The following is a 26,697-nucleotide window of genomic DNA, read 5'->3' on the forward strand; positions in this document are numbered from 1 at the left end:
GCGCACCTGAGCCGGCGGGGCGCCGACACGGCCGGGCAGGCCGTGCCGGCGTCCTGTCGGGCGGATGTCGGCCCGTTGTCAGTGGGGCCTGTCAGCCTCTTCCCATGACACGAAACGACATCCCCGAAGACCGCGGCAACGCCGTGGAGGTCCGAGGGCTGGTCAAGCACTACGGCGAGACCAGGGCCCTGGACGGGGTCGACCTGGACGTCCGCGAGGGCACCGTCCTCGGCGTCCTCGGACCCAACGGCGCGGGCAAGACGACGCTGGTACGCGTCCTGTCCACGCTGATACAGCCCGACTCCGGCACGGCCCGCGTCGCCGGTTACGACGTCCTCTCTCAGCCCCGGCAGCTCCGCCGGGTGATCGGCCTGACCGGCCAGTACGCCTCGGTGGACGAGAAGCTTTCCGGAATCGACAACCTGTACATGATCGGCCGGCTGCTGGACCTGTCCCGCAAGGAGGCCCGGCGCCGCGCGGACGAGCTGCTGGAGCGCTTCTCCCTCACCGAGGCGGCGAAGCGGCCCTCCGGGCAGTACTCGGGCGGCATGCGCCGCCGGCTGGACCTGGCCGCCTCGATGATCGGCCGGCCCGCCGTGCTCTACCTCGACGAACCCACCACCGGCCTCGACCCGCGCACCCGCAACGAGGTCTGGGCCGAGGTGCAGTCCCTGGTGCGGGACGGCGCCACGGTGCTGCTCACCACCCAGTACATGGAGGAGGCCGAGCAGCTGGCGAGCGAGCTCACCGTCATCGACCGCGGCAAGGTCATCGCCGGCGGCCGGGTGGACGAGCTCAAGGCCAAGGTCGGCGGCCGGACGCTGCAGATCCGCCCGGCCGACCGGTCCGAACTGCCGCGCATGGTCGGCGCGGTGGCCCAGGCCGGGCTCGACGGCATCGCCGGCGCCACCATGGACGAGGCCGAGGGCCTGGTCAACGTCCCGATCGTGAGCGACGAGCAACTGACCGCCGTCATCGGCATGCTGAGCGCGCGCGGCTTCGCGCTCGCCGGCATCAACACCCATCTCCCCAGCCTGGACGAGGTCTTCCTGGCCATCACCGGCCAGAAGACGTCCCTCACCGACGACGCCCCGCGCACCGGCGCCGACACCGACGCCCTTCAGGAGGCCGCCGCATGACCACCGCGACGATCGGCGCGCCCGTGGCGGCGCCCGCCGGCGAGGGGCGGATCCCCCTCCGCTCCCACCTCCGGCACATCGGCGCCCTGGTGCGCCGCAACGCCCTGCAGATCAAGCAGGACCCGGAGTCGATGTTCGACGCCCTGGCGATGCCGATCATCTTCACGCTGATGTTCGTCTACGTCTTCGGCGGCGCGATGTTCGGCCCCGGGCAGCAGGAGGCGTACGTCAACTACCTGGTGCCCGGCCTGATGGCGATGACCGGCCTCAACATCGCGATGGCGGTGGGCTCGGGCGTCAACGAGGACTTCCGCAAGGGCGTCATGGACCGCTTCCGGACCATGCCCATCGCCCGTTCCTCGGTGCTCATAGCCAAGATCGTCACGGAGATCGGCCGGCTGCTGGTGGCCGTGGCGGTCCAGCTCGCCATCGGCTTCGCCCTCGGGCTGGACGTCAAGACCTCGGTGTTCCACCTGCTGGGCGCGGTCGCGCTGAGCGTGGTGTTCGGCTCCGCCCTGATGTGGATCTTCATCCTGATCGGTCTGACGATGAAGACCGCGCAGGCGGTGCAGGGCATGGGCATGCTCGTCCTGATGCCGCTCCAGTTCGCCAGCTCGATCTTCGCCAAGCCCACCACCATGCCGGGCTGGCTGCGGGCCTTCACCGAGTACAACCCGCTGGCCAACCTCGCCGACGCCTCCCGCAACCTGGTCATCGGCGGCCCGGTGGCCCACTCGGTCTGGCTGACGCTGGCCTGGTCGGTGGGGATCACGGCGGTCACCGCACCGCTGGCGGTCCGCCGCTTCCGCAACAAGACCTGACGGCGGTGGCACGGTGTCCTCGGCCGGACGGGCCGCACCGGGCGGGCGCGTTCCGGACGGGTCCGCACCGGACGGACCCGTATCGGGCGGATCCGCACCGGACGGGGCCCCGCCCGCCGGGTCCGGCCGACACGGGCCCGTCCGATACGGGCCCGTCCGACCGACGGAAGTCCGCCGACAGGAGCCCGTCCTCCGGGCTCACACCAACGCGGCGGCCTCCTCCATGGTGAGGCGGCCGCCCTCGGCGTACGCCCGTTCGTACGCCTCCTCGCCCAGGGCGGTCCGGGCGACGGCCGTCGTCCGCTCCCGCAGCTCCCGTTCGACGGACGCCTCGTACAGCCCGGCCGGGCGCAGGGCGGCGACCGCGCCCAGCAGCCGGGCCGCCGCCGCGACGTGCTCGGGGCCCGGCAGCGCGGAGTGGGCGAAGGCGGCGTTGAGCAGCATGTGCACGGGCAGGTGCGCGGCGACGAGGGCGGTCAGCGGATCGTCGGCCGCGGTGAGCGCGGCCCGCAGCCTGGGCAGCGCGTCGGCCGGCCTGCCCTGGAGGACGTCGAGCCAGCCGAGCACGCTCTCGAGCATGGTGGCGAACAGCGGGATGGAACGGTCCCGCAGCTCCCCGTGCAGCGTCTCGAAGATCTCCCGCGCCTCGGCATGGCCGCCGTTGCGGGCGATCCGGATGCCGAGCGAGATCCGGATGAAGTAGGCGGCGTCGGGGTTCAGCGGCTCGGCCTCCTCCAGCGCCTCCCGCAGCAGCCGCTCGCCCTCCGCACCGTCGATCTCCCCGGACTCGGTGAGCACTTCGGCCAGCCGGCATCTGAGCATGGGGAGCTGGGCGCTCGACCCCAGGACGCGGGCGTTGTCCAGCGCCTCGCGGTAGTCCCGCGCGGCCTCCGCGAACGCGCCCCGGCGCTCGTGGCTCTCGGCACGGCCGGACAGCGCCTCGGCCACCCCCCAGGCGTCCCCGATCCGGCGGAACAGCTCCAGGCTCTCGTCGGCGTCCTGCAGCCCCAGGTCGGCGCGGCCGGGTATCTCGTTGAGGAGCTTGGCCCGCTGCTGCAGGTGGAAGGCCAGCTCCCACTCGTAGCCGAGCTCGCGGCACATCTCGACACCGGTGTCCAGGTTGCGGTAGATGCTCTCCACGTCGCCGATGAACAGCCGGACGAAGTACCAGGCGAAGCCCGGGACACGGCAGTTCTGCGGCTGCCCCGGATCGTAGGCGGCGGCGACGCGGCGCATCCACGCCTGCGTATCCGTGTCCTCCATCGCCCGGAGGTCGTGCTCCCGGTTCGACAGCCAGACCAGCCGGACCCCGCGCCGGGCCTCCATCAGCAGCTCGGGCGACATCGGCGGCGGCGCGTCGATGCACCGCTCGTAGAGCGGCGGGGCCGGTTGCACGGGGTCGTCGAACGGGTCGGGGCCCAGGCCCATCACGGCCTGCGCCCAGGTGCTCCCGTCGACGCGGTGGTCGCGCAGCTGCCAGAACCAGCCGAGGGACAGCACCAGGCACAGCGCCTCCTGCTCGTCCCGCGCGGCGACGGCCCGGCGCAGCGCGGTGCGCAGGTTGTCGTGCTCGCGTTCCAGCCGGTCGAGCAGGACGCGCTGCTCCGGGCCGCGCAGCAGGGGCTCGGTGGTGCGGGCCAGCTCGCGGTAGTGGACGAGGTGCCGGCGCTCGACGGCGGCCCGTTCCCCGGCCTCGTCCAACCGCTCGGCCGCGTACTCCCCCACGGTCTCCAGCAGCCGGTACCGCATCTCCCCGTCGTCGGCGGGCGCGGCGACGACGAGCGACTTGTCGACGAGCGAGCCGACGAGCACGGCGACGTCCTCCACGGGGACCTCGTCACCGCCCCCGTCATCCTCGCCGTTCGCGCAGACCGCCTCCGCCGCCGCCAGGTCGCAGCCGCCCGCGAACACCGACAGCCGCCGCAGGACGGCGCGTTCGGGCGCGTCCAGCAGGTCCCAGGACCAGTCGACGACCGCGCGCAGGGTCTGCTGGCGCGGCAGGACCGTGCGACTGCCCGAGGTGAGCAGCCGGAAGCGGTCGTCCAGGCGGTCGGCGAGGCCGCGCGGGGTGAGCATCCGCAGCCGGGCGGCGGCGAGTTCGATGGCGAGCGGCAGACCGTCGAGCCGGTGGCAGATCTCGGCGCACGCTTCCGGATCGTCCTCGATCCGGAAGCCGGGCCGCGCGGCGGCGCCCCGGTCGGCGAGCAGCCGCAGCGCCACCGGGTCCGGCAGCGGCTCCACCGGCCGTACGGACTCGCCGGGCACGGCGAGCGGTTCGCGGCTGGTGGCGAGGACGGTCACGCCGGGGCAGTGCGCCAGCAGCGTCTCGGCGAGCCGGGCCGCGGCGTCGATCACGTGCTCGCAGTTGTCGAGGACGAGCAGCATCCGGCGCGGCCCGCACAGTTCGGCCAGCCGGACCAGCGGGTCGCCCGAGGTGGCGTCCGCGGCGGCCCGCAGCCCCTCGGCGGTGCCGCGCACCACGGTCTCGCGCCCGCCGAGGGAGGTGAGTACCGCCTCCGGCACGGTCGCGGGGTCGTCGACGGGCGCGAGCTCGGCGAGCCACACCCCGTCCGGCCAGGCCCCCGTCTCCCGCGCGACGGCCTCGGCGGCCTCCTGCGACAGCCGCGTCTTCCCGGCCCCGCCCGGCCCGAGCAGCGTGACGAGCCGGTGCCGCTCCAGGTCCCGGCGGATCACCAGGACGTCGTCCTCCCGCCCGACGAAGGAGGTGAGCCGGGCACGGAGATTGCCGCGCGGGGCGCGTCCGGCCGGGGCGGGGGTGGCGGCGGAACCTTCCGCCTCCGCCCCGGCCGGACGGCTCTGGACGCCGTGGCCTTGGCCGCCGTCGGCGTAGGGGCGCGGCGGGGGGTACGCGCCGGGTGCGCCGGGCTCGGAGTGCCTGGCAGGGCCCTCAGGCCCGGGGTGCGCGGCAGGCCCGGCTGGACCGGTCGTCCGGCCGGCCGGATGCCCTGCCCCGGCGGGCGCGGCCTCTCCGGCCGTCTCCGCGGCACCGGCCGTCTCGGCTGCCCCGGCCCACGGGCCCTGCCCGTCCGTCCCACCCTCCCGGGCACGGCCGTCACGACCGTCCGGAGCATCCTGACCGGCCCGACCAGCCTCACCGTCCTGACCGTCCCGACCGGCCTGGCCGTGCCGTCCCGCCGTCCCGCCCGCGTCCCGGGCGGCCGCCTCCCGTCCGGGGCCCCCGGGGTGGCCGCGCCACCCCGCCGTGGTCCCGGGGCCGTCCGCGGAGCCGGCCGTGTCGGTCGTCCGTCCCGGCGCGGGGTGCCCGGGCCGCCCGGAAGCCGCGCCCCCGGACGCCCCTGGCGTCCCGGACGCCCAGGAACCCCCCGCACCCCCGCCCCCCAGCAGCTCCGCGTGCAGAGCGCGCAGTTCCGGGCCCGGGTCCGTGCCGAGGCGGTCGGCGAGGGCCGCCCGGACGTCCTCGTAGGCGGCGAGCGCCTCCGCCGGGCGGCCCGCGGCGCGCAGGGCGCGCAGCCGCAGGGCCTGGAGCGGCTCGTCCAGGGGGTGGTCGGCGCAGAGCTCGGCCAGTTCGGGCAGGGCGGCGTCCGGGTCGCCGAGGGCGACGGACGCGGCGAGCCGGCCGCGCCGCGCGGCGAGGTGCCGGGCGTCCAGCCGGGCGGCGAGCGCCTCGTGGCCGGGCAGGTCGGACAGGGCGGGCCCGCGCCACAGGGCGAGCGCGTCGTCCAGCATCCCGGCCGCCTTCACCGGGTCGCCGTCCGCGAGCGCCCGCTCGCCCTCGTCGGCGAGGCGCTGGAAGCGGTGCAGGTCGACGTCGTCGGGCCGGGCGTTCAGCCGGTAGCCGCCGGCCACCGACTCCACCGCCCCGGCGCCGAGCGCCCGCCGCAGCCGCGCGACGAGCGCCTGGAGCGCGCCGGGCGCGTCCGCCGGCGGCTCGTCGACCCAGACGAGGTCGATGAGCGTGCCGGACGCGTGCCCCCGCCCGGGGTGCAGGGCGAGCGCCGCGAGCAGCGCGCGCAGCCGCGCGCCGCCGACGGCGACGGGCCGCCCGTCGTCGGTATGGGCCTGGGTGGTGCCGAGGATGCCGTAACGCACCGGGTCATTGTCCCCGCTCGGGCTCCACCGGCGTTACGACTTTCCGTCGCGACCAAGTACCGTCCTGCCGGTACACCCCCGCGCCGGGTCACCGGCCGACCCCCGCAGACCCCTGGAGCGCAGAACCATGGCATCCGACGCGACGCACGCCGAGCGGCGCGTGAGCCCCGTCTTCCTCGCCCTCGTCGCCGTGATGGCGGTGTCGATGTGGGCGGTGTGGACCGACTACGCGGCGAGCCCCGGCTTCGCCGTGTTCCTGTTCGTCGTCTCGGGCTGGGTCGTCTCGCTCTGCCTCCACGAGTACGCGCACGCGCGCACCGCCCTGCACGGCGGCGACATCACGGTCGGGGCGAAGGGGTACCTCACGCTCAACCCGCTCAAGTACACGCACGCCGTGCTGAGCGTCGTCCTCCCCGTGATCTTCGTGATCATGGGCGGGATCGGGCTCCCCGGCGGCGCGGTCTTCATCGAGCGGCACCGCGTCCACGGCCGCTGGAAGCACAGCCTGATCTCGGCGGCCGGGCCGCTGACGAACGTCCTGTTCGCGGTCGTCTGCGCGGCGCCGTTCTGGCTGGGCGCGCTCGACGGGGTGCCGGACACGTTCCGCTACGCGCTGGGCTTCATGGTGCTGCTCCAGGTCTCGGCCGCGCTCCTCAACCTGCTGCCCGTCCCGGGCATGGACGGCTACGGGATCGTGGAGCCGTGGCTGTCGCCGGGGGTGCGGCGGCAGGTGGAGCCGTTCGCGCCGTTCGGGTTCCTGGCGCTGTTCGGGTTCCTGATGATCCCCGCGGTCAACGACGCGTTCTTCGACCTGATCCACGCGGTGCTGCGGGTGCTGGGCGTCGAGGAGTGGGACGCGTACTGGGGACGGCGGCTGTTCCAGTTCTGGGACGCCCCCGAGAGCGTCCCGTCGCCGGCCGACCAGTGGCAGTGGATCCGCGTCGGCTGACCGGCGTCCGGGAACGGCGGCCTCACTCCGTGACGGCCGCCGCCCGCTCCGCCTCGCGGTCCATCTTGCGCTTGCGGATGTAGAACCACGCCATGTTGGAGGCGACGCCCGCCAGCAGGATCCAGACGACGCCGAGCCAGCTGCCCCGGGAGAACGAGACGACGGCCGCGGCCACCGCGAGGACGCAGACGGCGAGGGCGTAGAGGGCGAGGCGGGGCATGGGGAACGGCTCCTGTCCGGGGACGGGGAACGTGAACGGTGATCCGGCGCGAGTGCGTACGATCCCGGTCATTGTCCCCCATGCCCGTCAGCGGCCCACGGGCGCCCCGCCCCGGCCGACCGCGCGGAACGGCGGTGCGCCCGCCGGTCAGACGTCCGTGACCCGCAGCCCCGCGTGCGCCTTGTACCGCCGGTTGACGGAGATCAGGTTGGCGACCAGCGACTCCACCTGGTGCGCGTTGCGCAGCCGTCCCGCGAAGACGCCGCGCATCCCGGGAATGCGGGCGGCCAGCGCCTGGACGAGGTCGGTGTCGGCCCGCTTCTCACCGAGCACCATCACGTCGGTGTCGATCTCGTCGATCTCCGGGTCGGACAGCAGCACGGCGGACAGGTGGTGGAAGGCGGCCGTCACCCGGGACTCGGGCAGCAGGGCGGCGGCCTGCTGGGCGGCGCTGCCCTCCTCCGGCTTCAGCGCGTAGGCGCCCTGCTTGTCGAAGCCGAGCGGGTTGACACAGTCGATCACGAGCTTCCCCGCGAGCTCCTCGCGCAGCGCCTCCAGGGTCTTGCCGTGGCCCTCCCACGGCACGGCGACGATCACGATGTCGCTGCGCCGGGCGCACTCGGCGTTGTCGGCGCCCTCGACGCCGAGCCCCAGCTCGGCGGCGGCGGCCTCGGCGCGCTCGGCGGCGCGGGAACCGATGATCACCCGCTGGCCGGCCTTGGCCAGCCGGTAGGCGAGGCCGCGGCCCTGGTCACCGGTGCCGCCGAGGACGCCGACCACCAGGCCGGAGACGTCCGGAAGGTCCCAAGGGTCCTTGGCTGCGGGCTTTGTTGTGTCAGCGGAAGTCGTCATGACAGCGATACTGTCACGCCCGCGGCGAGCGGTACCGAGCGGCGCCGCGCGCCATGGCGGCAACACCGCGAGCCGCGTCGGGCAGGGCCGCGAGCACCGCACCCGGCAACGGCCGCGGGCGACGGCGGGGAGCGGCGAGGACGGCGGCGAGGAACGGCGCGGGCAGGGCACCGAGGAGCGGCACCGGCGGCACAGAGGAGGCGGCACCGGAGCAGCACGAGCGGCAGCGAGGAGCGCCGCCAGCGGTACCGCCGCAGCGCCGTCCGCCGCACTCGGCAGCGCTCAAGCCACTTCCACACCACCGGCCGCACCGCGCGCACCGCCGCGGAACGCGGCCGACGCACGCGGCCGGGTCACGAACGGGTGAGCCGGGCGGCTTCCCCGTTTTCCTCCCGGTTCGTCGCGGCAGGATGGTGAGTCATGAACGCTGTGCGTGTCGCGCTGTTGCGCGAAGTGCTCGACGGGACCGACTGGTTGCGGGACACGCGCCGTTTCGCGGGGACACTGCGCCGGTCGGCCCGGGCGCGCGGCGGTGGCCTGCTGCTCGTCGGGACGGCGGAGTACGAGCCCTGGCACCTCGCGGCGCACCTGGACGAGGAGGCGGCCCGCTCCGGCCGCCCCGAGCTGCACCCCACCCTCGTCCGCCACCGGGTGCCGCCGGGCGCCCCCGCGCACCTGGCGGCGGGCCTGGAGCGGCTGGACGGCGGCGCCGGGCTCGGCGGGGCGCTGCTGCTGGTGGTGCCGCAGACCGGGCCGCCGCCCGGGGAGGCGCTGCTGGAACGGGTGGACGGCGTACGGCGCGGCGGGACGACGGTCCTCGCGCTGGACGGCGGAGCGGCCGGCGGCGAGGAGCTGCGGACCCTCGCGCACGAGGTACTGCCGGCCCCCGCCGCCACCGGCTTGGACCTGGACATGGTCCAGCACCTGGTCAGCGCCGCCGCGGGCGAGGACGTCCCGCCCGGACGCCGCTTCCGCGACCGGCTCTCCCGGCTGGCCGCCCGGCTCACGGCACCGCCCCCCGAGCCGTACCCCGGGAAGCCGTCCGGGCCGTACCCCAGGGAGCCGTGGTGACCCGGCCGGCGCGGCGCCTCCGGGCGCGTAGGGCGCCTCCCGGCACTCGGGCCGCGCCTCCGCGCCGTCGCCCGGCCCGGCCTCCCGCGTGAGACCCGTCACGCACCGCCGCCGCGTCACCCACCACGCGCGCGGCCACCCCCCGCACCCCAGGGGCCGCGCGGCTCACCGCGAACTCCCGCCCTACCGGGGCCTCTTCGCGACATTCCGGGAATTCACCCACCTCCACCCTTTCCCCCCATTCCGCCCCCTCCGCTCCCTTTGGAGCTCGGGCCCCGCGCGGCGCCAGGGAAAAGCGTTTGCTCGTACCACTAAGGCCACGGACCATGGACCCCCGTGACCGAGCACGATCCCTCCCCCTCCCCGCCCGATCCCCTCCTCGCCGGGGCCCCTGCCCAGGCCCCCGCCCCGGGCCGGCTGCGGGCGCTGCTGCCCGACCTGACGCCCTGGCGCTCGTCGCGCGACTTCCGGCGGATGTGGATGGCCGGGCTCGTCACCGTCTTCGGCAGCTTCCTCACCTTCGTCGCGCTCCCGGTGCAGCTCAAGGAGCTCACCGGTTCGACGCTCGCCGTCGGCGCGATCGGCGCGGTGGAACTCGTCCCGCTGATCGTCTTCGGCCTCTGGGGCGGCGCCCTCGCCGACGCCCTCGACCGCCGCAAGCTGATCCTCTGGACCGAGGCCGGACTGGGGGTGCTGAGCGCCTTGTTGCTGCTCAACACCCTGCTGCCGCACCCGCTCGTCTGGCCGCTCTACCTGGTCGCCGGCCTGGTCAGCGCGCTCACCGGGCTCCAGCGCCCGGCCCTGCAGTCGATCGTCCCGCGCATCGTCGCGCACGAGCAACTGCCCGCCGCCATCGCGCTGAACACCATGCGCTGGCAGGTCGGCGCCATCGCGGGGCCGTCCCTCGCGGGCGTGATAATCGCCTTCGGCGGCCTCCAGTGGGCCTACGCCCTGGACGTCGCCTCCTACGCGATCTCGGTCCTGTTCACCATCGGCCTGGCCGCCTCCCCGCCCGCGCGCGACGCCGACAAGCCGTCCGTGCGCGGCATCCTGGAGGGCGCCCGCTACGCCTGGAGCCGCAAGGAACTGCTCGGCACCTACGCCGTCGACATGGCCGCGATGTTCTTCGCCTTCCCCAACGCGGTCTTCCCGTTCCTCGCCGACGACCTCCACGCCCGCTGGGCGCTCGGCCTGATGTACGCGGCGAGCGCGATCGGTTCGCTGCTGGTCAGCCTGACCAGCGGCTGGGTCTCCCGGGTGCACCGGCACGGCCGGATGGTCGTCGGCGCGGCCCTCGCCTGGGGCGCGGCGATGGCGCTGGCGGGGTGGATGGGCAACATCTGGCTGGTGCTGGTGATGCTGGCGCTGGCCGGCGCGGCGGACACGGTCAGCGGCCTGTTCCGGTCGGCCATGTGGGACCAGACCATCCCCGACGAACTGCGCGGCCGGCTCGCGGGCATCGAGCTGCTCTCGTACTCGGTGGGCCCGCAGCTCGGCCAGGTCCGCGCCGGCGGCATGGCCGCGCTCACCAACGTCCGCGCCTCCATCTGGGCGGGCGGCCTGGCCTGCGTCGCCTCGGTCGGCCTGCTGGCCATGGCGCTGCCGAAGCTCCTCTCCTACGACCAGCGCACCGACGAACACGCGGTCCGCATGCGCGAACGCCAGGCGCGCAAGCCGGAGGTGACGGAGGCGGCGTAGGCCCGGCCCGGCCCCGTCCGGTCCCGTACGGGATCAGGCGCTCACCGCCGTCTCCAGCAGCTCCTTGAGCCGCACCAGGTCGGCGACGACCATCGCGGCGTCCCGCTCGAACTCGGCGTCGGTGGTCCCCGGCTGCCGGCGGAGGGTGAACACGGCCTCGGTCCCCGCCCCGTCGGCGATCACGCGGAACGGGTTGTGGACGGTCTCCCCCGACGGGAGGGTGACGTCGTGGTCGAGCACCCCGAACGCGTTGAGGGGCGCGAACGAGACCACGACCCGGCCCATGGGCGAGGACTCCGCGACCCACTGCTCCCCGCGCTTCTCGATGGAACCGCCCAGTCCACGGGCCCACGCGGGCAGGTTGGCGGGGTCGGACGCGTAGGCGTAGACCTCGTCGACGGGCCGGTCGATGTGGACGCCGATGTGACGGCTTCGCTTCTCGGTACCTGTCATGACGGCGACGATAGGGGGGCGACGCCGTACTCCTGAACGGATCACCGGGAGAACGTCCGGGAGAACGTCAGATCGCCGCGGAGTATCGCCGCGGAGTGAAGCGACCGGCCACCCGCCGGGTGGCGACTCATCAGCGGAACGGCGGCTCAGCCCGGGACCGGCGGCTCACCCGCTGAGCGGCAGCTCGCCCCGGGAACGGCGGCCCGTTCGCGGAGCGGCAGCCCACCCGGGAGCAGCGGCTGGTTCGAGATGCGAGAAGCGACCGCCGCCCCCGCCGAGCCGCCGCTCACCCGCGAACCGTCACCCCTCCCCGCCCGCACCCCCGCCCCGCTCCCCGTCGTTCCAGCGCGGGTCCTGGCGCCACTCCTCCTCGCGCTCCCGTGCCGTCTCCATGGCGTGGGCCGCCTCCTCGCGGGTGGCGTAGGGGCCGAAGCGGTCGGCGGCGCGGCACTGCGGACCCTCCTCGACCGTGCCGTGTTTGAGGCAGTAGTACCACTCGCCCGGTTTGCCCGCCGGGCGCTTCTTGAACAGCGCCATGTCTCCTCCTTCGCCGGTTCCCTCGCCGGTTCCTTCGCCGGTCCGCGCGACCTCTCGCCCCCATGCTCCCCGACCGGCCGTGACTACACTCGCAGGCATGTCTGGCCAGTCACTTCTCGTCCCCGGGAAACTCTCTCCCGCCCGCCCCGTACCCGCGTCGATCCCGCGCCCCGAGTACGTCGGCAAGGAAGCGCCCACCCCGTACTCCGGCCCCGAGGTCCAGGACGCCGAAACGATCGAGCGGATGCGGATCGCGGGCCGCATCGCCGCGCAGGCGATGGAGGAGGCTGCCAAGCACATCGCGCCCGGTGTGACCACCGACGAGCTCGACCGGGTCGCGCACGAGTTCATGTGCGACCACGGCGCCTACCCCTCGACGCTCGGCTACCGCGGTTTCCCCAAGTCCCTCTGCTCCTCGGTCAACGAGGTCATCTGCCACGGCATCCCGGACTCGACCGTGCTGCGCGACGGCGACATCGTCAACCTCGACGTGACGGCCTACATCGGCGGCGTGCACGGCGACAACAACGCGACGTACCTCTGCGGCGACGTGGACGAGGAGTCGCGCCTGCTGGTGGAGCGCACCCGGGAGGCGCTGAACCGGGCGATCAAGGCGGTCAAGCCGGGCCGCCGCATCAACGTCATCGGCCGCGTCATCGAGTCCTACGCCAAGCGCTTCGGCTACGGCGTGGTCCGGGACTTCACCGGCCACGGCATCAACTCGTCCTTCCACTCCGGCCTGATCGTCCCGCACTACGACAGCCCGCACCACGACACCCTGATCCAGCCGGGGATGACGTTCACCATCGAGCCGATGCTGACGCTGGGCACGTACGAGTACGACATGTGGGACGACGGCTGGACGGTCGTCACCAAGGACCGGAAGCGGACGGCGCAGTTCGAGCACACCCTGGTGGTGACGGACACGGGCGCGGAGATCCTGACGCTGCCGTAGCCGTCCCGGCCCCGCGCACGGCCGGGGGTGTCTTTCCGGCCGCGCGCGGGGCCTGCGGTACCGGGGGGCGCGCTTCGGCGAGAGGGCGGACCGCCGGTCGTCGGCGCCGTTCCCGCGCCCCACGCACGATCCACTTCTTCATGTATCGGCCATTTAACTAACCGCTCCCGCTGGCCGGTTCTGTGGGGTCCACCAGCCGGAAGGACGCGGGACAGGCGGACACGGCACGTCCCGGGGAGACCTCCTCCACCCGGCAGGCCGCCCTCTGGCACGCCGACGGCGACGGGAAACGTGACCTCTCCCACAAACGGGCCCGCGAACGGGCCCCCATACGTCGCGACTTTCGGCCTCCGGGCGAGTGGCCGGAATTCCGCGCCGCCCTCTTTCGCGCGGCCAAGAATTCACATATTGCACGTCGGCTCTTTTCGCAGCCATATCGATGGCATAGGAAATTGGCCGGGAAGGCTGCTTTCGGGGAGCTTGTGGCGCGTGCGACGGTGGTGACGCCCACCCCACCATGAAGAGAGGGAAAGAGAATGAAGTTCCCCATGGGTCGTTCCCTTGGCGTGGCCGCGGCGGCCGTGGCCGCGCTGGCCGCCACCGCCCTGCCGGCCGTGGCCGCCACCGACGCGGCCGCCGCCGCCCCGATCAACCGCACGAACTGCAACCAGAACGACTACCTGGAAATACACAACAACAACGGCCGCGACACGCTTTGCTTCGCCAATGCCGGCGAGATGCCCGTCGCCATTTACGGCGTCAACTGGGTGGAGTCCGGGAACAACAGCGTGACCTTCCAGTTCCAGCGGAATGAGAGCGACCCGCGGATCGAGACCGTCACCCTCGGCAAGTGGAGCCAGTGGAACCCGGGTCAGCCCTACCTCCACAAGATCCTCTGGATCAAGATTCACTGACGCCCGGCGGTTCGAGTCGGTGACGTGAGTCGCCGATGCGAGCCGACGGTCGGATGAGGCGACAGGGATCCGGTGGCCGGCCGCCATCGGATCCCTGTCATGGGAGCGGCCACGGCGGTATCGTCTTCCCGACAGCGCGTCGGCAAAACGATTGACTTAGGCAAGCCTAACCACGGACAATCGACTCAGGGGACGCTTCGGTGTCCTCGTGGACCGGTTGTCCGTCGCTCGCCCGTCGCTCCCGTCCCCTCGTCACCGGAGGTCCGCCGTGGACTCGCCCGACACGAACCCGCTCACCCCGTTCTCGACGCTGATCCGCACCGCCTCGCACTCCCAGCACACCGAGGCCGAGAACTCGTCGTTCATGAGCGACCTGCTCGGCGGCCGGCTCGGCGTCACCGCCTACCGCCGCTACACCGAGCAGCTCTGGTTCGTCTACCGGGCCCTGGAGGCCGCCGCCCCGGCCCTCGCCGACGACCCCGTCGCGGGCCCCTTCATCCGCCCCGAACTGGCCCGCACCGCATGCCTGGAGCGCGACCTCGCGCACCTGGGCGGCCCCGGCTGGCGTACGGGCCTGACGCCCCTGCCCGCCACCGAGGCGTACGCCGCCCGCATCGAGGAGTGCGCCCGCGACTGGCCCGCCGGCTACGTCGCCCACCACTACACCCGCTACCTCGGCGACCTCTCCGGCGGCCAGGTCATCCGCGGCACCGCCGAGAAGAACTGGGGCTTCGACCGCAAGGGCGACGGCGTCCGCTTCTACGTCTTCGACGGCATCGGCAGCCCCACGGCCTTCAAGCGCCACTACCGCGAACTCCTCGACGCACTGCCGCTCGACGACCTGGAGAAGCAGCAGGTCGTCGCGGAGTGCAAGCGCGCCTTCGCGTTCAACACGGCGGTGTTCCGGCAGCTCGGCGAGGAGTTCCCGCTGAGCGCGTGAGCTGAACGAGGCACGGCCTCCGGCGGGCGGCCTCAGACTTGGAGGAAGGCGACGACCCCTGTGACAAGTATGATCACGATGCCCAGCAGGACCCCCGCCATCGTGGGCGACACCCGGTCCCGCTTCCGCAGTGGCGGCCGGAACCGGTCAGCCGGACTCGTGGAGAACTCCCACCAGTTGACGACCTGTCGGTAGGCCACGTCGAAGTCGGGGGCCGGGTAGAGGTAGCTGTGCTGGAGTGCGGGCAGGGAGCGGCGCCGGCCGTCCCCCAGCGTGATCCGGACCGTGGTCGACTTCTCCGCCCCCTTCCCGGTCTCGCGCACGTCGATCCACCGGATCTCGTGCCAGGGGTAGGTCCGGCCGCGTCCGAAACCCCAGCGGGTGGTGATGCCGGCCGCGCCGACCACCGTCTGGCAGCGGGCCGTGACGAAGACCCCGACGACAAGGAGCGCGGCGGTCATGGCGAGCATCCAGCGGAAGCCCACCGGGCCCAGCTTCTTGTACGCGAGGGCGAGTTCGCCCGTCAGGATCAGCACGATGAACACCAACCGCGTGCCGGTGGGGCGGTACCGGTCCTTGCCCCGAAAGACCAGTTCGTTCACCGCGCGTCCACCCCGTCCCGATTCCACGGGCTCGGAGAGCGCCGGGGCCGGGAACGTCCTCCCTGACGAGCGCGCGCGGATGAACAGCCGAGGCCGGAGACGTACATGAGCACTTCTTTCTTGCGGTCGTGCGTGAGCGCGGTCGCGCTCTGGTGTTTCCTCCCGTGCCCGCCCGGTCGGTGACAGCGGGGCGGTGAAGCGGGCGGGGGCCGGAAGCCGGGCCCTGGTGCCCGGTCCCGGCTCATTGCCGGGACCGGGCACCAGGGCCACCCCCGTTTCCCCCCGCGCCGATGATGACCTGCGACGATGCCGAAGCGCACTGCCGGAACCCGGCAATCTTCGGGCCCCGTTCCCTGCCGCACCCACCCCCACTCCGACGGAGCCCGGCGTTCCGGGACCGGGCCGTCAGGATCCCGCGGAGCGTCTGTCACCCTGATCCCTCGACCGGGCGCGTCAAGGAATCGTCAGGGGCGCGCCAAGAAAGCGGGAGGGTACGTGACACGGGAGGCATCACCCGGCACACGGGAGGAATCGCCCGACCACTACGTGACGGGCTACGCCGACATCGTCCTCGACGCCTCGGCCACCGGCCGCCGGCTCTGCCGGGAGGAACTGGACTCCCGGCGCGCGCTCGGGGAACGCGCCGCGCGCAGCCCGTACGGGTTGCGGACGCTGATCGGCGCGCACCTCTCCGCCACCCGCGCCCTCACGTCCGCCCTCCCCCTCGCCACGGGAAGCCGTGACGCGCGGACCGTCCTGGACGGCGTCCTCGCGGCGGCGGAACAAGCCGTCGACGCGTTCGCCGACGGCTACGAGCGGGCGCGGCGCCTCGCCGTACGCCAAGAAGAGGCGGCGCGCCGGGAGTTCATCGACGACCTGCTGCACGGGCGCGGCAACCTCGGGCGGCTCGCGGAGCGCGCCGAGCACGTCGGGCTGCGCCTCGCCCACACCCAGGCGGTCGCGGTGGCGGCCGGCCCCGAGCCGTTCGGCGACCTGCACCGCACCGCGCGGCAGGTGGAGGCCGCTCTCGGCGCGCGCTTCGACGAACGCCGCGTCCTGCTGGCGACCAAGTCCGGCCGACTGGTCTGCGTGGCCCCGGGCGACGGGCACGAGCTGCTGGACTTCTTCGCCGAGCGCGTCCTGGAGGCGACGGGCGGCCGGGGCCGGGTAGCCGTCGGCCGCCCCCAGCCGGGCCCGGGCGGCGTCGCCCGCTCCTACGAGGAGGCGCTCAACGCCCTCGACCTGGCGGAGCGGATGGCGCTGGCCGCGCCCGTACTGCGTGCCGAAGACCTGCTGGTCTTCCCGGTCCTCACCCGCGACCGGCAGGCGCTGGCCGATCTCGTCCGGTCCACCCTCGGGCCGCTCCGGCAGGCCCGGGGCGGGGCCGAGCCGCTGCTGGAGACGCTGAACGCCTATTTCGAGGCGGGCTGTACGGCCGCCGAGGCAGCCCGGCGCCTCTCCCTGAGCGTGCGCGCCCTCACCTACCGCCTGGAGCGCATCCACCGCTACACGGGCACCGACCCGGCCGACCCTCTGCACCGCTACACGCTCCAGACGGCGGTCATCGGGGCCCGGCTGCTGGGCTGGCCGGCCCAGGAGGTCTGAGCGGAGCCGCCGCAGTGGGAAGAAGGCGGCGGCGTACCGATGTCACCGCGCTGTGGGACGTCGACGCGGACACCGCATCCCCGAGCGGTCGGACGACGCGTCCGGGCCGGCGGCACGGCACCGGCCGCCGACGCGGCGCCCCGGCCGGGCCCGGGCCGCCGGCCCGGCCGGGCCCACGCCACCGGCCCACCCGGGCCCACGCCACCCCTCCCCCGCGCGCGGTCACATCACCCGCTCCCCCACCACCTCCGCCCGCCCGCCGACCTCGATCGTCCCGTCCGGCAGCGGGCGCGTGACGATGCGCGAGCCGACGCCCTGCCGGATGTCCAGGGCGCGGCCGAGTTCGGCGGTGAGGACGAGGGCGGCGGCGCCCGTCGCCTCGTCCTCGGCGATGGCGTCGCCACGGCGCGGGAAGGCCCGGGCGCGGACCCGGCCGGCCGCCTCGTCCTCCCAGGCCCAGGCGTACAGCCAGCCCTCCCCGGGCGGCGGCGCGGGCAGCGCGTCGACCTCCGCCACGGAGCCGTAGCGCTCCATGCGCCGCCCGGACGCCCACTCCGCCCGCCCCGCGATCCGGATGACGTCCCCGTCGCGCCGCACCGGCACCTCTCCGGCGGGCGGACGCAGCACGTCCGCTTCCGTGAGCAGCGAGGCGACGCCGATGAGCGGATGTCCGGCGAACGGCAACCGGACGCTGGGCGTCCAGATGTCGACGGTCCCGCGCTCCGCGTCGTCGACGAACACCGTCTCGCTGAAACCGAGTTCGGCGGCGAGCGCCGACCGCCGCTCCGGGCCGGGGACGGACGCGCCGTCCAGGACGACGCCGAGCGGGTTCCCGCCCCGGCCGTCGGCGCCGCGGAACACGCTGAGTATGTGGATGTGGATCATCTCGTCATTCAACAGCAGCACGGGTCCGCCGGAACGGCGGGAGACACATACCATCACGGGCCCGCCCGCCCTCCCCCGCCCGTCCGGCCTCACTGTCAGTGCCCTGTGACAGGATGCGAACGGGTCCGGGGAAGGTGGACCGCGGACTGTTGATCGGCGGGGGGTTGGGATGGGTGCGGGTACGGAGCCGGACAGCTCGTCCAGGTCCGACGAGGAGTGGGAGCGGTTCCTGCGCGAGTCGGTGGCGGGTGTCGCCGACGCCCCCAAGGAGCCGTCGGCGCGGGCCCGCGACGTGGCGAAGCGGCTGGCCGCGGAGCCCGGCCCCGCCCCGGACGGCTGGCGCGCCTACACGCCCGCGCGGCCCAAGCGGCGCACGGGCTGGTACGTGGCCGGGCTGCTGGCCTCGCTGGCGCTGCTGGCGGTGGCGATCGCGCCGGGGCGGATAGTGGACCTGTTCACCGGCACCGACTCCGCACCGTCGGCGGCCGAGACCGGCCGACCGGACCAGGCACCCCCTGCGGGTCCGGCCCAACGCCCCACCATGGACCGGCCGTTCCGCGGTTCGCCCGCGGCGAGCTGGGCGGACGGAGCGGCGGGCATCACCGTGCCGAAGGCCGGGGCGGTCGGCTGGATGAGCGCGGCCGAGGTCGAGCAGGCCCTCGCCCGCAGCCGGGACTTCCTCGTCGCGTCCAACCTGGACCGCGGGGTGCTGCGGGGCGAGCGCCCCGAGAAGGCGATCGCGCTGGTCAACCCGCATCAGAAGGACGTCCAGGACCTCCTGGGCACCGCTTTCCGAACCCCCGACGAGAAGAGCGACCCCCTCCTCCTCTTCAGCCGCTTCCAGCCCTCCCGCACCCGCCTGGTCGGCGACGTCGTGAAGACCCGGGGCCGGCTCACCTACCGGGAGGGCGAGCGCGGCGCGCTCCAGGTGACCGCCGACGTCACCTTCGTCTACCCGGCCGCCCGCGCGGACACGGGCGGCGACGACGCCCGCGACGGCGAGATAGTGCGCACGATCGTCCGGCGCGAGCTGGTCCTCAGCTGGGACGACCCCGCCAAGGTCAGCACCGAGCCGGGCACGTTCTCGGTCGTCTCGTACAAGTACGACATGACCAACGGCGGCTGCGGCGCCCTCACGGGCTACTTCACCCCGCCCTTCGGCACGGACCACCGGGCGGACAGAGCCGGCACGGAGGTCGACCCGTACGACCGCAGCACGCCGATCGGACGGGGCGAGCCCTCCAAGGACGGGTGCAGGAGGGCGACGCGGTCCTGAGGGCTGCCCGACGAGTCGCATCCGACCGACGGGACAGCCCCTGGTACTCCACCCGTAGATCCTGACCACGGACGCGGAGCCGCTCGCCGGTAGCCTGCCCGTATGGCTGAGACCTGGACCGAAGAGCAACTGATCACGGACGGTTTCGAGCGCGTGCACTGCGAGTCGGAGTGGTACGACGGCCCGCGCGCCGGCCTGGCCGACATCGACGGGAAGCCTCACTACTTCGAGAACCACGACTACGACCACACCGGCGAAGCCGACGAGTACCAGGTCTGGCCCGCGAGCGAGGCCGCGGTGAAGCTGGAACGCGAGCGGTGGGCGATCTTCGCCAGGTGGAACGAGCGCCACGAGGCCGGCGAGGTCGGCCCGGAAACCCATCCGGGCCACGGCGGCATCGACTCCCGCTACGACGAGTTGGAACTCCTGCTGGCACCCCACCGCCGACCGCCGAACGACGCAAGGCGACTCACGGGCGAGCTACGGTTCGCCGCCGGCACCCGCTACCGGGCCGAGGGACTCGACTACTGGATCCGGTGGCGTCCGAGCAGAGACCCGCAGCTCGACTCACTCTGAAACGATCAGCTGGAGAGAAGACGTTTCAAGGTCAGCGCGTGCATCACTTCCACCACGCCGACCACGATCAGCCAAATGCCCGTGAACACGGCGAGCGTGGTGATCGCGGAGAGCGGCCAGGCGATGACGATGCCACCGCCGACGGCCGCCAGGACGCCGAGGAAGATGCCCCAGCCGTTGGCGAGTTCGGCGCTGCTCACCGCCGTCGCGATGCCGTACAGCACCAGGCCGATGCCGATCCACAGGCTCAGCAGCAGTACGGAACCGCGCAGCGTGTTCCGGAAGCAGAACAGACCGAGCATGATCGACAACGCACCGGCGACGAGGTAGAGGACACGCATGCCGGTGGAGACGAACGTACCGAACGCCGTGATGATCTCCATGACGCCGCTGAGCACGAGAAAGATGCCGAACAGCACGCCCACCGCCATGAGTGTCTTGTGCGGCCAGGCCAGCGTCAGCACGCCGACCGCGAGGGCGGCCAGGCCCAGCACCAGTAGGGACACCCACGCCGCTTTGCCAAGTCTCTGCAGGTCGCGGGTGATACGCGGGACTTCGGAACCAGTCATAAGTGCATATTCGGCTTCTATGCCCGTTGGTGCACCCGCAGGAGTGACACTCCCCCCGAACGGTCGAGCCGAGTGGCCTGTACCGACGGCGCCGATGACAATGCCACCCCGGCGCGCGACCAGACGGCCGCCCCGGCCACCCAGGGCACGGCCCGGGGGGGCGAGCGGACGAGCCCGCGTCCAGCCGGGCGGCGGCGCGCACGGGCGCACGGGCGCATGGACGTGCACGGGCGCATAGGCGCGCACGGGCGCCGGCCCGCAGGCGGCTCACACCGGGGCCGGGAACGCGTACCGCACCCCCGTCGCCTCCTCCGACAGCTCCCACAGTCGGCGACCGGTGGCGGGGTCGGCGGCGGCCGGGGCGAGTTCGACCTCCGTCGGGGCGCCGCGCAGTTCGCCCTTGCCCGACGGGCCGATGAACAGGCCGCCCGCCAACCCGGGTTCGGTGGCGGCGTAGAGCTGGGGCAGAGCGCCCCGCTCGGGCGCCTGGGCGAGGAGCGCGTTGCCGACGCGGCCGAGGAGCAGGCGCTGCGCGGCGCTCGACGACTTCATCTGGAGGCCGGTGGCCGTGTACCCGGGGTGCGCGAGCAGGCTGCGCACCGGGCTCCCGGCCTCGGTCAGCCGGCGGTGCAGCTCGCACCCGAAGACCGCGTTGGCGAACTTCGACCGGTTGTAGGCGCCCATCGGTGAGTACCGGCGCTCGTCGGCGAGGTCGTCGAAGTCCAGACCCAGTCCCGCCTTGCGGTGGTTGACCGAGCTGACGGTGACGACGCGCGGGTCGCGCCCGGCGGCCAACAGGTCGAGCAGCAGTCCGGTGAGCGCGAAGTGGCCGAGGTGGTTGCAGGCGAACTGCGACTCGTGGCCGTACGGGGTGAGCGAGCGCGGCACCGCCATCACGCCCGCGTTGTTGACGAGGACGTCGAGCCGGTCGTGGTCGGCCCGCACCCCGTCGGCGAAGGCGCGGACCGAGTCGGGGTCGGCCAGGTCCAGGCGGCGCACCTCGGGCCGTACGCCTCCGGGCCGTCGCCCGGCGGTCGCGTCCATGGCCGCCCGTCGCCCCTTCTCCACGTCCCGCACCGCCAGGATCACGTGCCCGCCCCGGCGCACGAGCGCCCGGACGGTGGCGAGACCGAGCCCGCCGTTGGCTCCGGTGACGACGAACACCCGGCCGTCGAGGTCCGGGATCCGGTCGGCGGTCCACTGCCGCCGCTGTTCCTTGGTCATGTGACACACGCTGCCGCTCATGTCACTCGGTGTCAAGCATGTCGCTTGGTTCCACGCATGGCACGACGCCGTACGATGGCGTGGTGACCTCCCGCCCCCGCCCCGCGCCCGCGGCTCCCGCCACCGCCCCCGGCCCCAGCCTCGCCGAGCGCAAACGCCGGCTCGTCTCGGACGAACTGTCGGAGGCGGCACTGCAGTTGCTCGCCGCCAAGGGGTTCGACGCGGTGACGGTGGACGAGATCGGGGCCGCCGCCGGTGTCTCGAAGCGCACGTTCTTCCGCTACTTCGCGTCGAAGGAGGACGTCGTCGTCCGCTTCCTCGCCGACATGGGTACCGGCATCCACGCCGAACTCACGGCCCGTCCGGCCGACGAGCCGCCGTCCACGGCCCTCCGCCACGCCGTCTGGGTGCCGGTGGCCGCCTGCGCGGGCCACTCGGAACGGGCGCTGCGCGTGGTGCAGTTGATCCTGCGCACCCCCGCACTGCTGGCCCGCTTCCTGGAGCGGCAGGCCGAGTGGCGCGAGCACCTCGCCGCCGAACTCGGCCGCCGCCACGGCCTCGACCCCGAGTCCGACCTCTATCCGCGCATGGCCGCCGGAATGGCCCTCACCGCTTTCGACGCCGTCCTCCGGCGCTGGAGCGACAGCGAAGGCGCCGAGGACCCCGCCGACCTCCTCGACCGGGCGTTCGCAGTGATCACCCCGGCCCTCGACACCGTGGGCTGAGCGGCAGGCAGCCAGAACTCGGCGCTGCTGCGCCCCCAGCGGCTGAGGTGACGGATGGTGCGGGCCACGACGGTGGCGGCGGCACGGTCCGCCCGCGCGGCGTCCTCGGGTGAGGGCTGTACGACGGGCGGCAGCTCGCGGGGGCGCAGGGCGCCGTAGTCGGTGAACCGGCGCGTCCCGCACGTGCGGCAGCGCTCCTCGCCACCTGCCGATTCCCATCCGTCGAGGTGACGGCAGTGCCCGACGAGTCGCCCGACGGTTCGCTTCACGTCCCCGCCCCCCTTCACTTCGCGACCTGCGGGCCCGGGCACCGGAAGGCGCGGCTACGGCTGGGGCAGGCGAGCAGCATGAGCCGGACGATCCGTCCGTCGGCGGTCGACCACTGCAACGGCACCTTGCGTTCACCGTGGTCGAGTTCCCCCCGCGCGTACCCGACGAGCGACGGCGCCGGCACCCGCGCCACGGGCGGTTCGGCGGTGAGCCGCGCGTCCAGCCAGGCGAGGCAGGCGTCGGTGTCGGCGAGTCGGCCGACGTGCAGGGAGGCGGGTTTGCGCACCCAGGCGGCGGAGGCGGCGTTGATCGCGGGCGGCTTGGGGCAGTCGGGATCGGTCTCCTCGTCGCGCGTCGGGTTTTCGCCCCCGGCCCAGTAGAAGGCGTGCCAGTGCGACGGCGGCGCGGGCCGCTCGACGACCGGGGCCCGCCGCCCGCCCAGCGGCAACCGGCAGGTGACGACCTTCCCCCCGCCGGGTGACCGCTCCGCACTCCACGCCCCACCGGTGAGCCGATCGATGATCAGCAACCCCCGCCCCTCCTCGCACTCCAGCACCCCGTGCGCCACAGGCCACTTGACGGCGGGCAACGCGGAGGACCCGTCCCGCACCCTGATGTGCAGCACCCCGTCCCGCACGCGCAGGCTCAGCCCGCACTCCCCCTCCCCCACGTGCTTCACCACGTTCGCCAGCAACTCGCCGACGACCACGAGGCCGTCGTCCACGACGTCCTCCGCCAGCCCCCACCAGCGCAGTTGCAGCCGCACAAAGCTGCGTACCTGCGGCAGCTTGGTCGGGGTGGGGACGAGGGCGAGCGACATCTCGCACTTCAGGTCGTGCACAGGGAGGGTCATCGCAGCTCCAAGCGCGGGCAGCGCAACGCACCAGGACAGGGGCGGACTTCGGGTCACGCCGCGTGTGCGCTGTGTGATCGGTGCCATAGTGGACCGGCCGGTGGCCATGGGGCAACCTTGGCCGGGCGAGGAATAAAGTCCCAGCGAAACTTGGCATATGCCAGGCTGAAGCTGCCCGGGGATGGGCCATCATGCAGTCATGGATCAGAGGAGCATGCCCACGATGAGGAGCAGGCGGCTCGGCAACGAGCTCCGCGACCTCAGGAAGGCCAGCAAACTCAGCGCCGCACAAGTGGCCGAGCACCTCGGCTGCGGGCAGCCCAAGATCTCAAAAATCGAGAACGGCGAACGAGGTATCCGCCCTGCGGACCTGTGTGCACTGCTCGACTTGTACGGCGTCACCGACGACAAGTTCCGTGAGCGGATCAAACAGTTGGCACGCGACGTCTACAAGGTCGACTGGTGGACCGCTCAGGGACCGTTGATCCACGACACCCTCCGGGACTACCTCACCCTGGAATCGGATTCATCTCTCATCAGGGAGTACGAGCACCTGCTCGTTCCGGGCCTCCTCCAAAGCGAGGGGTACATGCGAGAGATCTTCTTTCCTGCACTACCCAAGGAACGTGCGGAGGCACTCATCGAAGCCCGACTGGCGCGCAAAAGACTCCTCGACGACCACTTGGGCTTCCGGCTGCGAGCCGTAATCGACGAGCCGGCCTTGCATCGAATGCCCGGAGGCCGAGCTGTGGCCGTGGAGCAACTGACGCACCTCGATGAGGTGTCGATCCGCCCCAACGTGACGATCCAAGTATTGCCACTCAAGGTGAGGCTGCCGTTGAACCAGTACGTCCCCTTTGGTCTCTATACCCTGCGCGGGACGAAATCCATAAACGTCGTATGGCTAGAGCACCTGGAAAGCGGAACGCTGCTGGAACAGAAGGAATCCGTCAAGGAGTACACGCAGGCATGGGAGGAGCTGACAGCAGCGGCCATGTCGCCGTCGGCGTCCCGGAAATTCATCCAAGGACTCATCGAGGAATACCAGAGATGACCGACCCATCCTCCCCACCCACACCCACACCCGCGTCTGGCGCCTCCGCGACACGCTTCGATAGCCGAGGAGATATCGGTGACTGACCCACAAGCCTGGAGTTGCCCCCCTCAGTCGGGCCCATGGCGCACGAGCACTTACACCGGCAGGGACAACAACTGCGTCGAATTCGGTGTGCACCCCCTGGGCCGGCGGGCCGTCCGCGACACCAAGGACCCCGCCCGCAAAACCACCCTCACCTTCCCCGCCCCTGCGTGGCAAGCATTCCTGAACGCCCTGTCGGGCGACGGGATCTGACCGGATGACCCCTGGCCTGGGCCGGGCCCCGAACACGCCTGCTCGCGCGAGAGCCGCCGCTTAGCGCGAGCGGCCCGGGGCCCAGCGAAGCGTCATATCGGGCAAGTGCTCCATGTTGCGCTCGCCGTCGGTGGTGTCGAAGACGGTGAAACCGTGGCGCTCGTAGAACGCGCGGGCGTCGGCGTTCTGCTGGAAGACGTGCAGGGACACCCCGTCGGGACTGTGCCGCCTGACCTCGTCGAGCAGCAGCGTGCCGATTCCCAGCCGCCGGAATTCCGGCCGCAGATAGAGGTGTTCGAGCACGTTACCGTCGAGGGCCGCGTAGCCGACGACCTCCGCATCGCGCACGGCGACCCAGATGCGGCATCGCTTGAGCACGACGTCACGGAACCACCGGGTCACCTCTTCGTGCCCGCGCTTCTGCGGAGGCAGGTACGGCATGGTCACCGAGCGGGAGGTCAGGTGGACGTGCGCGATCGCCGCCGCGTCGGCCTCGACCGCGCGTCGGATCCGCGTCCTGCCGTCATCACTCACGTCGGGAACCTACAAGGCGGCAGCGGCTCGATCCAGTGGCCGAACCCGGTGAACGCCGCCGGTCGCGGCACCAACCGCACACGCACGCCGCACGCCACACGACACACACGCCGCAGGACCGCTTCCCGCCCGCCGCGCGTCCGCGAGGGCGGACGGGGCCGACTTGACCACCCAGCGGACTCACGCCGGGCCCGGCAGGTCCATGAGCGCGAGTTCGGCCGGGTCGACCACGGCGGTGATCTCGGTGATGCGGCCGTCGGCGACGGTGAAGACGAGGAGGGAAAGCGGGGTGCCGTCCGCGCTCCAAGAAAGGACGCCGGGGCGGCCGTTGACGATCGCCGCATGTCCTCGCGCGGCGCTGCCGGCCACTCGGGCGCGGGTGGCGACTTCGGTGGCGCCGAGCGTCACGAACGTGCCGTTCGGAGCGTGGACGGTGAACTTCACCTCGGGGTGGAGAACCTGAAGCAGCTGCTCGAACCGGCCGTCGCGGGCTGCGGCCAGGAAGGCTCGGACCACCTCGCGTCGTTGTCGTCCGACGCCCGCCGGCTGCTGGGCCACCTGCACCTTCCTGCGGGCGCGGCTGGCGAGCATTTTGGTCGCGTCGGCGGATTTGCCGAGAATGGTGCCGATCTCCGCGAAGGGCACGGCGAACACGTCGTGCAGCACGAACGCCAGTCGTTCGCCAGGGCGCAGCGAGTCGATGACCGTGAGGAGCGCGAGGCCGACGGAGTCCCCGAGTGCCGTGAGGTCGTCCGGAGCGGGAGCGTCATCGAGCATCACGGTGTATTCGGGTAGCCGGTCGTCGAGGGAGACTTCCGGGCGCGTCCGGCCCGACCGCAGGACGTCGAGGCTGATGCGGCCGACCACGGTGGTCAGCCGGCCGCCGAGGTTGTCGATGGTGTCGGTGTCCTGGCGGGAGAGACGCAGCCACGCCTCCTGGACCACGTCTTCCGCGTCGGCATGTGATCCGAGCATGCGGTAGGCGACGGCGCGGAGCCGGTCACGGTGGGACTCGAAGGCATCGGCGATCGGGTCCGCGGGATGAGTGCCGGCCATGGTGTTACCTCCGTCGAAGCCGCTCCGTCATAGGGATGACGCGCACAGGCGCCGCGACGTAACCGGGCGAAGGAGAGCACCCCCGCATGGAGAACCGGCTCAAGAACAAGAACACGAACAACCCCGATGTGTGGACCGCGCTCCAGCACCTCCAGAAGGCGATCGCCGCCGGAGGCGTCGACCCGAAGCTGCTCGCGCTGGTCCATCTGCGCGTCAGCCAGATCAACAGCTGCTCGGCCTGCGTCTACGCCAGTGTCGCCGGCGGGAAGAAGGCCGGTGACACCGACGAGCGGCTGCACCACGTCGCGGCGTGGCGCGAAACGCCGTTCTACACCGACGCGGAACGCGCGGCACTGGCGCTGGCCGAGGCCGCCACCCGACTCCAGGACGACGCGCCGGGCGTCACCGACGAGATCTGGGAAGAGGCCAACGCCCACTTCACCGAGGAGCAGATCGGCGCCATCAACCTGGAGATCGCGCTGACCAACTTCTTCAACCGGATCAACCGCACCATCAAGGAACCGGCCGGCAGGACCTGGGGCTGAGCCCGG

27 protein-coding genes and 1 pseudogene are annotated in these 26,697 nt (G+C 72.8%); 15 read left to right on the forward strand and 13 right to left on the reverse strand.

Annotated features, from left to right (window positions below; genetic code table 11):
* Positions 1–104 precede the first annotated feature (104 nt).
* The gene (locus J7W19_RS09020) at positions 105–1,139 is read left to right on the forward strand and encodes an ATP-binding cassette domain-containing protein (RefSeq protein WP_004938713.1); all 1,035 of its coding nucleotides are present in this window, start codon (positions 105–107) and stop codon (positions 1,137–1,139) included.
* Positions 1,136–1,960: an ABC transporter permease gene (locus J7W19_RS09025; RefSeq protein WP_004938716.1), complete on the forward strand. Its 825-nt coding sequence runs from the start codon at positions 1,136–1,138 to the stop codon at positions 1,958–1,960. The genes J7W19_RS09020 and J7W19_RS09025 overlap by 4 nt, the downstream gene beginning before the upstream one ends.
* 198 nt (positions 1,961–2,158) lie before the next feature.
* On the opposite strand, the gene J7W19_RS09030 is transcribed toward J7W19_RS09025, so the two are convergent.
* Positions 2,159–6,031 carry an AfsR/SARP family transcriptional regulator gene (locus J7W19_RS09030; RefSeq protein ID WP_004938720.1) on the reverse strand — a complete coding sequence of 1,291 codons (3,873 nt, stop codon included), beginning with the start codon at positions 6,029–6,031 and terminating at the stop codon, positions 2,159–2,161.
* Between the two features lie 127 nt (positions 6,032–6,158).
* Here J7W19_RS09030 and J7W19_RS09035 point away from each other — a divergent pair, with 127 nt between their 5' ends.
* Positions 6,159–6,980: a site-2 protease family protein gene (locus J7W19_RS09035; RefSeq protein ID WP_004938725.1), complete on the forward strand. Its 822-nt coding sequence runs from the start codon at positions 6,159–6,161 to the stop codon at positions 6,978–6,980.
* A 22-nt stretch (positions 6,981–7,002) separates the two neighbouring features.
* Here the strand turns inward: J7W19_RS09035 and J7W19_RS09040 are convergent, their stop codons facing one another.
* Together J7W19_RS09040 and npdG are read right to left on the reverse strand one after the other, a co-directional pair.
* Positions 7,003–7,200, reverse strand: coding sequence for a hypothetical protein (locus J7W19_RS09040; protein ID WP_040887525.1), 198 nt, complete (start codon positions 7,198–7,200; stop codon positions 7,003–7,005).
* A gap of 147 nt (positions 7,201–7,347) precedes the next feature.
* Positions 7,348–8,052 (reverse strand): NADPH-dependent F420 reductase, encoded by a 705-nt coding sequence (npdG, locus tag J7W19_RS09045; RefSeq protein ID WP_040887527.1) that lies wholly within the window; start codon positions 8,050–8,052, stop codon positions 7,348–7,350.
* Between the two features lie 420 nt (positions 8,053–8,472).
* Between npdG and J7W19_RS09050 the strand changes: the two genes are divergently transcribed.
* Together J7W19_RS09050 and J7W19_RS09055 are read left to right on the forward strand one after the other, a co-directional pair.
* Positions 8,473–9,123, forward strand: a complete 651-nt coding sequence (locus J7W19_RS09050) for a hypothetical protein (RefSeq protein WP_004938737.1) — start codon at positions 8,473–8,475, stop codon at positions 9,121–9,123.
* Between the two features lie 336 nt (positions 9,124–9,459).
* On the forward strand, positions 9,460–10,821 hold the full coding sequence (locus J7W19_RS09055) for an MFS transporter (RefSeq protein ID WP_004938740.1): 1,362 nt from the start codon (positions 9,460–9,462) through the stop codon (positions 10,819–10,821).
* Between the two features lie 33 nt (positions 10,822–10,854).
* Here J7W19_RS09055 and J7W19_RS09060 read toward each other — a convergent pair whose 3' ends face one another.
* Together J7W19_RS09060 and J7W19_RS09065 are read right to left on the reverse strand one after the other, a co-directional pair.
* Positions 10,855–11,274: an SRPBCC family protein gene (locus J7W19_RS09060; RefSeq protein ID WP_004938743.1), complete on the reverse strand. Its 420-nt coding sequence runs from the start codon at positions 11,272–11,274 to the stop codon at positions 10,855–10,857.
* Between the two features lie 300 nt (positions 11,275–11,574).
* Positions 11,575–11,811, reverse strand: coding sequence for a hypothetical protein (locus J7W19_RS09065; RefSeq protein ID WP_004938746.1), 237 nt, complete (start codon positions 11,809–11,811; stop codon positions 11,575–11,577).
* Between the two features lie 97 nt (positions 11,812–11,908).
* Between J7W19_RS09065 and map the strand changes: the two genes are divergently transcribed.
* The 3 genes from map to J7W19_RS09080 all read left to right on the forward strand — a co-directional run bounded on the left by map (position 11,909) and on the right by J7W19_RS09080 (position 14,620).
* Complete coding sequence (gene map, locus J7W19_RS09070) at positions 11,909–12,766, forward strand: type I methionyl aminopeptidase (protein WP_004938748.1); 858 nt, start codon at positions 11,909–11,911, stop codon at positions 12,764–12,766.
* A 548-nt stretch (positions 12,767–13,314) separates the two neighbouring features.
* Complete coding sequence (locus J7W19_RS09075; RefSeq protein WP_004938756.1) at positions 13,315–13,680, forward strand: beta/gamma crystallin domain-containing protein; 366 nt, start codon at positions 13,315–13,317, stop codon at positions 13,678–13,680.
* 268 nt (positions 13,681–13,948) lie between these two features.
* The gene (locus J7W19_RS09080; protein ID WP_004938758.1) at positions 13,949–14,620 is read left to right on the forward strand and encodes a biliverdin-producing heme oxygenase; all 672 of its coding nucleotides are present in this window, start codon (positions 13,949–13,951) and stop codon (positions 14,618–14,620) included.
* A 32-nt stretch (positions 14,621–14,652) separates the two neighbouring features.
* Here J7W19_RS09080 and J7W19_RS09085 read toward each other — a convergent pair whose 3' ends face one another.
* On the reverse strand, positions 14,653–15,222 hold the full coding sequence (locus tag J7W19_RS09085) for a PH domain-containing protein (protein WP_004938762.1): 570 nt from the start codon (positions 15,220–15,222) through the stop codon (positions 14,653–14,655).
* A gap of 495 nt (positions 15,223–15,717) precedes the next feature.
* Here J7W19_RS09085 and J7W19_RS09090 point away from each other — a divergent pair, with 495 nt between their 5' ends.
* A complete protein-coding gene (locus tag J7W19_RS09090; RefSeq protein WP_051072450.1) occupies positions 15,718–16,827 on the forward strand; it encodes a PucR family transcriptional regulator in 1,110 nt (369 codons plus the stop codon).
* A 222-nt stretch (positions 16,828–17,049) separates the two neighbouring features.
* Here the strand turns inward: J7W19_RS09090 and J7W19_RS09095 are convergent, their stop codons facing one another.
* Positions 17,050–17,712: a PhzF family phenazine biosynthesis protein gene (locus tag J7W19_RS09095; protein WP_040887586.1), complete on the reverse strand. Its 663-nt coding sequence runs from the start codon at positions 17,710–17,712 to the stop codon at positions 17,050–17,052.
* Between the two features lie 169 nt (positions 17,713–17,881).
* Here J7W19_RS09095 and J7W19_RS09100 point away from each other — a divergent pair, with 169 nt between their 5' ends.
* The gene (locus J7W19_RS09100) at positions 17,882–18,988 is read left to right on the forward strand and encodes a hypothetical protein (RefSeq protein ID WP_004938773.1); all 1,107 of its coding nucleotides are present in this window, start codon (positions 17,882–17,884) and stop codon (positions 18,986–18,988) included.
* Positions 18,989–19,090: 102 nt separating this feature from the next.
* Positions 19,091–19,564: a hypothetical protein gene (locus J7W19_RS09105; RefSeq protein WP_004938776.1), complete on the forward strand. Its 474-nt coding sequence runs from the start codon at positions 19,091–19,093 to the stop codon at positions 19,562–19,564.
* A gap of 5 nt (positions 19,565–19,569) precedes the next feature.
* Here J7W19_RS09105 and J7W19_RS09110 read toward each other — a convergent pair whose 3' ends face one another.
* Together J7W19_RS09110 and J7W19_RS09115 are read right to left on the reverse strand one after the other, a co-directional pair.
* The gene (locus tag J7W19_RS09110) at positions 19,570–20,133 is read right to left on the reverse strand and encodes an HdeD family acid-resistance protein (protein ID WP_063825735.1); all 564 of its coding nucleotides are present in this window, start codon (positions 20,131–20,133) and stop codon (positions 19,570–19,572) included.
* Positions 20,134–20,400: 267 nt separating this feature from the next.
* Entirely contained in the window at positions 20,401–21,357 is a 957-nt protein-coding gene (locus J7W19_RS09115; RefSeq protein ID WP_004938782.1) for an oxidoreductase, read from the reverse strand.
* Positions 21,358–21,437: 80 nt separating this feature from the next.
* On the opposite strand from J7W19_RS09115, the gene J7W19_RS09120 reads away from it, so the two are divergent.
* Complete coding sequence (locus tag J7W19_RS09120) at positions 21,438–22,082, forward strand: acyl-CoA-like ligand-binding transcription factor (RefSeq protein ID WP_004938786.1); 645 nt, start codon at positions 21,438–21,440, stop codon at positions 22,080–22,082.
* A 56-nt stretch (positions 22,083–22,138) separates the two neighbouring features.
* On the opposite strand, the pseudogene J7W19_RS33790 reads toward J7W19_RS09120, so the two are convergent.
* Both J7W19_RS33790 and J7W19_RS09125 read right to left on the reverse strand, forming a co-directional pair.
* A pseudogene (locus J7W19_RS33790) lies at positions 22,139–22,393 on the reverse strand (DUF6255 family natural product biosynthesis protein); the annotation flags it as partial.
* Positions 22,366–23,205 carry an ATP-binding protein gene (locus J7W19_RS09125; protein WP_051072451.1) on the reverse strand — a complete coding sequence of 280 codons (840 nt, stop codon included), beginning with the start codon at positions 23,203–23,205 and terminating at the stop codon, positions 22,366–22,368. The pseudogene J7W19_RS33790 and the gene J7W19_RS09125, both read right to left, overlap by 28 nt.
* 199 nt (positions 23,206–23,404) lie before the next feature.
* On the opposite strand from J7W19_RS09125, the gene J7W19_RS09130 reads away from it, so the two are divergent.
* Together J7W19_RS09130 and J7W19_RS09135 are read left to right on the forward strand one after the other, a co-directional pair.
* Positions 23,405–24,259, forward strand: coding sequence for a helix-turn-helix domain-containing protein (locus J7W19_RS09130; protein WP_004938792.1), 855 nt, complete (start codon positions 23,405–23,407; stop codon positions 24,257–24,259).
* A gap of 78 nt (positions 24,260–24,337) precedes the next feature.
* Positions 24,338–24,556, forward strand: coding sequence for a DUF397 domain-containing protein (locus tag J7W19_RS09135; protein WP_063825737.1), 219 nt, complete (start codon positions 24,338–24,340; stop codon positions 24,554–24,556).
* Between the two features lie 60 nt (positions 24,557–24,616).
* Here the strand turns inward: J7W19_RS09135 and J7W19_RS09140 are convergent, their stop codons facing one another.
* Together J7W19_RS09140 and J7W19_RS09145 are read right to left on the reverse strand one after the other, a co-directional pair.
* Positions 24,617–25,090 carry a GNAT family N-acetyltransferase gene (locus J7W19_RS09140; RefSeq protein ID WP_004938798.1) on the reverse strand — a complete coding sequence of 158 codons (474 nt, stop codon included), beginning with the start codon at positions 25,088–25,090 and terminating at the stop codon, positions 24,617–24,619.
* A gap of 180 nt (positions 25,091–25,270) precedes the next feature.
* Complete coding sequence (locus tag J7W19_RS09145; protein ID WP_004938800.1) at positions 25,271–26,146, reverse strand: sigma-70 family RNA polymerase sigma factor; 876 nt, start codon at positions 26,144–26,146, stop codon at positions 25,271–25,273.
* 86 nt (positions 26,147–26,232) lie between these two features.
* Here J7W19_RS09145 and J7W19_RS09150 point away from each other — a divergent pair, with 86 nt between their 5' ends.
* Positions 26,233–26,691, forward strand: coding sequence for a carboxymuconolactone decarboxylase family protein (locus tag J7W19_RS09150; RefSeq protein ID WP_004938804.1), 459 nt, complete (start codon positions 26,233–26,235; stop codon positions 26,689–26,691).
* Positions 26,692–26,697: the final 6 nt, after the last annotated feature.

Origin of the sequence: Streptomyces mobaraensis NBRC 13819 = DSM 40847 (assembly GCF_017916255.1) — a bacterium.
Taxonomy (GTDB): domain Bacteria; phylum Actinomycetota; class Actinomycetes; order Streptomycetales; family Streptomycetaceae; genus Streptomyces; species Streptomyces mobaraensis.